4 protein-coding genes and 1 pseudogene are annotated in these 5,513 nt (G+C 57.6%); 4 read left to right on the top strand and 1 reads right to left on the bottom strand.

What is annotated here, in order from left to right; translation table 11 throughout:
- A partial coding sequence (locus DMZ65_RS19230; protein WP_198662720.1) for a DUF4158 domain-containing protein occupies window positions 1-1,639 on the bottom strand: 1,639 nt, incomplete at its 3' end.
- A gap of 108 nt (window positions 1,640-1,747) precedes the next feature.
- Between DMZ65_RS19230 and DMZ65_RS19225 the strand changes: the two genes are divergently transcribed.
- The 4 genes and pseudogenes from DMZ65_RS19225 to DMZ65_RS19205 form a co-directional block, all read left to right on the top strand.
- Window positions 1,748-2,350, top strand: a complete 603-nt coding sequence (locus tag DMZ65_RS19225) for a recombinase family protein (protein ID WP_116599936.1) — start codon at window positions 1,748-1,750, stop codon at window positions 2,348-2,350.
- Between the two features lie 86 nt (window positions 2,351-2,436).
- On the top strand, window positions 2,437-3,408 hold the full coding sequence (locus DMZ65_RS19220) for an NAD-dependent epimerase/dehydratase family protein (RefSeq protein WP_157960700.1): 972 nt from the start codon (window positions 2,437-2,439) through the stop codon (window positions 3,406-3,408).
- Window positions 3,409-3,421: 13 nt separating this feature from the next.
- Window positions 3,422-4,165, top strand: a complete 744-nt coding sequence (locus DMZ65_RS19215) for a glutathione S-transferase family protein (protein WP_198662746.1) — start codon at window positions 3,422-3,424, stop codon at window positions 4,163-4,165.
- Between the two features lie 833 nt (window positions 4,166-4,998).
- A pseudogene (locus DMZ65_RS19205) lies at window positions 4,999-5,513 on the top strand (transposase); the annotation flags it as partial.

The following is a 5,513-nucleotide window of genomic DNA, read 5'->3' as shown; positions in this document are numbered from 1 at the left end:
CGTTCGTGCGCTGATATTGTTGTGTCAGCGCCTTCCGGAGGGGTGCCAGAATAGGTTGTGGGTCGGCAAACTCGGCCAATCCGGCTCGTTCCAACAGTTCCGGCTTCTCTCGCCTCCACCTGTCCGGATCAATCAGATAGGTGTCCATGGGGCGGTATTTATAGGACTGCGAAAGGTTAAGATCGCCGGATTTGATGGCGGCGGCAACATGCTGGAACAGAAAGACCTTGTAGAGCGAGGTTCGGAATGTTCCGTCGCTGCGGATCAGTACTTCCCGCTCGTCTTTATCGAGGAAATCCGTTGGCGCACCTGGCCCGACTATGCCATCGTTGTGTTTGAACCGGTCGATGGCGGTGATGAGACCGGCGGGCCGGTCGTTCCTCTCGAACGTGATCACGCGAAGGATGGGACTGAGTCGATATTGTAGTCGCAAGGACCCTGCCTCAAGCACATCGAACCAGCTTTCATCCCGCGCGGTTGCGGAAAGATCATCCTTCAGCTGCTCGAAGGCGCTTGACCGACCTTTATCCAACAAGGTTCGGATTGTGCTGACTTTCTGGTTGTCCGACATTCCATCCGCCTCGGTCACGTCGCGAATGTCGCGCAACAGGCCAAACACAGATGTGTCGAGGTCATTGATGACAGACTTGATCTGCTTTTGCTGTGCTGCCTGGTTCTCCAGCAGCCGATCATTGTGATCGCGCGTCGCCTTTGCGTGAAAGGATGCCATGACACTGAGCCAGAGATCGATCAGGTTATCTTGCGTACGGTAAAACTGATGGGCAACAAAAGCCGTGGCATGGATATGGCGGTCATTGTCTGCGCGTTGTTTGAGCTGAAACAGGCGTGACCGCTGAACGCTGCCCGCGAAATATCGAATACCGGCAGCTCCCAAATCGAGCGCAGCCAGAGGGTCGGATAGTTGGCCATGCAAATCAGCGAGCGTCTCAAAGTCAGCGATGGCTTCCTTAATCTTCGTTGGTCTTGCCGACTGCGACAGCTTCTTTAACAGGGTCAGACGATACCGGTTCTGATCGTCCGGGGTCGAGAAAAGCTCGTCCAGAAAGGCGCGCGCGTCATCGGTGAGATGTGCATCCATCAGTGCGATGAGTTCTACTTTACGGGCCTGCAATCCAGATCGGATCAACTCAAGCAAAACACCTGATCTTGGAACCTGGACGCGCCGTTGGATCAAATAATCCACGCATCGATCAAAGATCAGGCGCGGCTTCAGATATGTTCGCGCCATCGTCGCAATCTCGGCGATCAGGTCTTTCCTGTTGACCTGCCCGAGTGGCATGAAGCCATAGAAATCCAGAATGAGCTTACGATGACGTGCGCGGGTCTGTTTGGGGTAGGTTGCTGGCGAGAACTCCGATCCTGTGAGCCCCAGAAGCTTTGCGGCCGCCTCAATATCCGGGGCGTGATAATGGCGAGGATTGTAGAACTTCTTCGCCGCTTTGAAGTAGGTGCACATCACCAGAAAACCGATCTGGCTAGCGGGTGAACGCAACTCGGTTGCGATGTCCAACAAGGGTTTTGGCAGATCGAAACATCGTTTGCGCTCACGGAAGTCGAATACTGGCGGACCGTCAAACGCCTCTTGCTCGGAGGGTGAAAGGATTTGCATTCGGGGCATGAGGCTCTCCGTCATAGTGGTGTCCGGGAATCGGTCGTTTGACGGCCCCGTGCTTTTCTGTCCGTTAATATGGCTTGACAACGGAATGACGGACAAGATGATTGGCGGATGGAAAAACGGACAAAGACTGCAGAATTTGTTGCTCCGGTCGGATATGCGCGCATCTCAACGGCCGATCAATCGCTGGCCCCACAGATCGACGCGCTCAAGGCGGCCGGTTGCGGGGAGATATTTGAAGATTGCGTATCTGGTGCCAAGACGGATCGACCAGGATTAAATCAAGCGCTCGATCACTTACGTTCCGGTGACGCGCTGATTGTCTGGAAGCTCGACCGTCTCGGTCGTAACATGAGTCACCTGATTGATACGGTTCGCGATCTTGACCAGCGCGGCATCGGATTCAGGTCTCTGACTGAAGGTATCGATACGACAACGAGCGGAGGCACACTCGTCTTTCATCTGTTCGGCGCTCTTGCCCAGTTCGAACGCGACCTCATCCGCGAGAGAACCCGCGCTGGCCTGAGCGCTGCTGCTGCGCGCGGGCGAAAAGGCGGACGCAAGGCTGTCGTCACCGCTGAAAAACTGAAGCGAGCGAAAATGCTGATCGAAAGAGGCCTGACGGTCCGTGAAGCCGCTGCCCGCATAAAGGTCGGCAAAACCGCTCTTTACGACGCGATCAAAGCGGACACCTCACGAAACGCGCCAAACTGACCCATCGCCCCGCAAATCCAAAGGGACTGAAAACACGAACATTCCTGTGGGACCTCGCGTACCTTTATGCCGATGGACCCGAACATGTGATTGTGGTTGGTGCGACTGGCCTGGCCGGGGCGAATATCGCACTGCTGGCGAGGAAACGTGGCATGCGGGTGCGCGCGTTGGTCCGCAATGAAGATGGCCTCGATCCACTCAGGGACGCCGGAGTCGATTTTGCCATCGGTGACATCCGGGACCCCGACTCTTTGGAACGTGCAATGCAGGGTATCACTGGTGCCTTTCATTGTGCCGCGGTTCTCGGTGGAACGTGGTCGACGGTCACGCCAGGCGAGTTTTGGGACGTCAATCATATTGGCACCCTGAACGTGCTTGACGCCGCGCGCAAAGCAGGGGTTGGGCGCGTAGTCGCATTGGATACCGTCGGCATCTTCGACTCTGGCTTCACACTAACCGAACGCTCACCAGTGACTCTGAGCAGCGAAATCGACACCCCGTACATCAGTGCAAAACGCGCCGGATTTTATGGCGGCCTTTATCGTGCCAGCCTCGGACAGGACATCCGCTTTCTGAGCCCAGGTGCACTTTTCGGCCCTGGACCGATTGTCGAACGGGTCATGGCTGCCAGTTCCTTCACGACAGTGCTGCAACGAGGCATTCTCGGTGAGATCGAAACCTACCTCGATTTCCCGATGTATTTCTCGTATTCGCCGGACCTTGCCGAGCTTGCGCTCAGGGCTTTGGAGCATGGCGAACCTGGCCGACGGTATCTGGGGGTAGAGAATGCGGGCGTCTCGAGCATCGCTGCCTTCTGCAATCGCGGTGCTGAACTGGCAGGCTCGCCGCATCGGGTGCACGATATAGACCCCGGTTCTACCTCGGCACCGGATATCGGTTCCATCGGAAAGTTTGCGAAACGTGCCTATGCCACGCCCTACGTGGACAATTCCGCTACTGTCTCTGCGCTTGGCTTCGATCTCACGCCGCGCGACCGAGCGATTGCCGAAACCATCGACTGGCTGCGTGCGGTGGGCAAGCTGCCGGAAGATTTCTGAAAGGAAGACCGACATGATCGAACTCTTCAACTCGCCGCGCTCCACCTGCAGCCAGAAGGTCAGGCTCGTCCTTGCGGAAAAGGGCTTGAGCTTTGAAAATCGGCCGATCGATCTCGCCAAACGCGAACATCACACGCCAGAATATCTCGGCATCAATCCGAATGGCGTGATACCGGCGCTTCGTCATGATGGCTTCGTGGTGACAGACTCGTCGGTCATCTGCGAGTATCTGGAGGATGTCTTTCCCGCACCGCCATTGATGCCCCCGGATCCGCGCGCTCGTGCAAAGGTGCGCGAGTGGATGCGCTTCATCGAAGAGGTGCCGACGTCTGCCATCCGCATCCCCGTTGCCAATCAGATATTTGCCGAACCGCTGCGCGCGATGAGCCCCGAGGCGTTTGCGGAATGGTCCCGCAACATCACCGTCAGGCGCGACCTGTATGTCAAGATGCGGCGCGATGGTTTTGGAAACGAAGACATCGCGGAAGCATTGGAGCGCCTCGCGCTGACCATCTCGCGCGCCGATGCTGCCTGCACGGAGTATGCGTGGCTGGCCGGAGAAGACTACACACTGGCCGATATTCTGCTGCTGCCCACGATCGCGCGAATGGAGGACTTGGGCTACGCTGAAATGTGGAGCGGCAAGTCCGGCTTCGTCCGTTGGTATGACAACGTCCAACGGCGACCCTCTTTCGATATCGCCTTTTTTCAAGGCTCACGCATGGCATCAAACTACCAGTGGTCGCTGACCGTCTGAGGGCAACGCGACGGGCCTGGGCGTGAAAATCATGGCCGCACTGATCGACGGACTACGCGAGCGGCGACCGGTTCTACCATACACCGCCTCTACGCCGTTGACTGGGCATTGTTGCAGAACTCTGTCTGCGAAGGTTTCACAATGTGAATCCATGCGGTTAGACGGGGTGCATGAGCACGCCTGCACCCGCCCGCTACCGCACTACGAACTGGTCCAGCTACACGGCGTCGCTTCGCAAGCGCGGCTGGCGCTTGAGCAATTTGAGGGCTCCGCGCTTGCCCAATCCGGCCCCCCCAACTATCAAAACCAAACCTGCAAACTCTCGTTATGAGTGAGGGACCAATGGGGGCAGGTCACACCCACAATCGCTACTGCCGAAGTCAGAAGCAATTCGCCGACGCCATCCTTGCATTCATGCGTGAAACCATCCCGCAGGAATGGACGAAATTCCGCGACAAGGTCTCAGACAACTTCCGAGTCATAACCCACGAGAACTTTTGGGTTTTGAAGTAGGAGCGGTATAATGTAGGGCTGTATTTGCCCAAAAATCGGCGGCGTTTGAAACTTCTCTACTCGCCACTAAGTTGTGAACACAGCGAATCAGCACGCAGAGAAAGAACAAAGAATGGTCTTGGGTTACGTCATTATCGGTATGATCACAGGGCTACTTGCGTTTGCCATCGCCTTGTTTTTCGGGTTGTACCCCACCCTGTGGTGTAGGAGGCCGCGCGCGAAGCCATTGGCTTAGCGCAGCGCGCGGCCGGGCTGGCGGCCACCGCGGCTCTTCGTAGTCTGAGGCTGTTCAAAGACCGACGACAACGAAGGAGAACACGATGACCAACCCCATAATCGACCTTCCGGGGGTGATCGCCAAGAGCGATGACGCGGATTTTCTGCGCGATCTGATCCAGGACGCCGCGCAGCGGCTTATGGACATCGAAGTGGCCGCTGTCTGCGGTGCCGCGCATGGCGAGCGCAGCCCGGACCGCGAGAACCAGCGTAATGGCTATCGGCCGCGACAGTGGGACACCCGGGCGGGGACCATCGGTCTGAACATCCCGAAGCTGCGTAAAGGCAGTTACTTCCCGACCTTTCTCGAGCCGCGCAGGACCGCCGAGAAAGCGCTGATGGCGGTGAGCCAAGAGGCCTATATCCAAGGCGTCTCCACCCGCGCGGTGGATGACCTGGTGCGCGCCATGGGGTTGACCGGCACTTCGAAGAGCCAGGTGTCGCGGCTGTGCGAGGAGATCCACTGCCCGGCAGGGCATCGCGCAGCGATGGCTCGAGAGGGACGAGCGGGTGCAGGCGTTCCTGAACCGCCCCCTCGAGGGCGATTGGCCCTTTCTCT

The organism is Primorskyibacter marinus (assembly GCF_003313245.1).
Taxonomy (GTDB): Bacteria; Pseudomonadota; Alphaproteobacteria; order Rhodobacterales; family Rhodobacteraceae; genus Primorskyibacter; species Primorskyibacter marinus.
Note: the sequence above shows the minus strand (reverse complement) of the source record. Positions and strands in the feature narration are given on the sequence as shown.

Excerpts from the sequence above, each read along its gene's own strand:
- DMZ65_RS19225 (WP_116599936.1), top strand. The coding sequence starts at position 1,748 with ATGGAAAAACGGACAAAGACTGCAGAATTTGTTGCTCCGGTCGGATAT.
- DMZ65_RS19215 (WP_198662746.1), top strand. The coding sequence starts at position 3,422 with ATGATCGAACTCTTCAACTCGCCGCGCTCCACCTGCAGCCAGAAGGTC.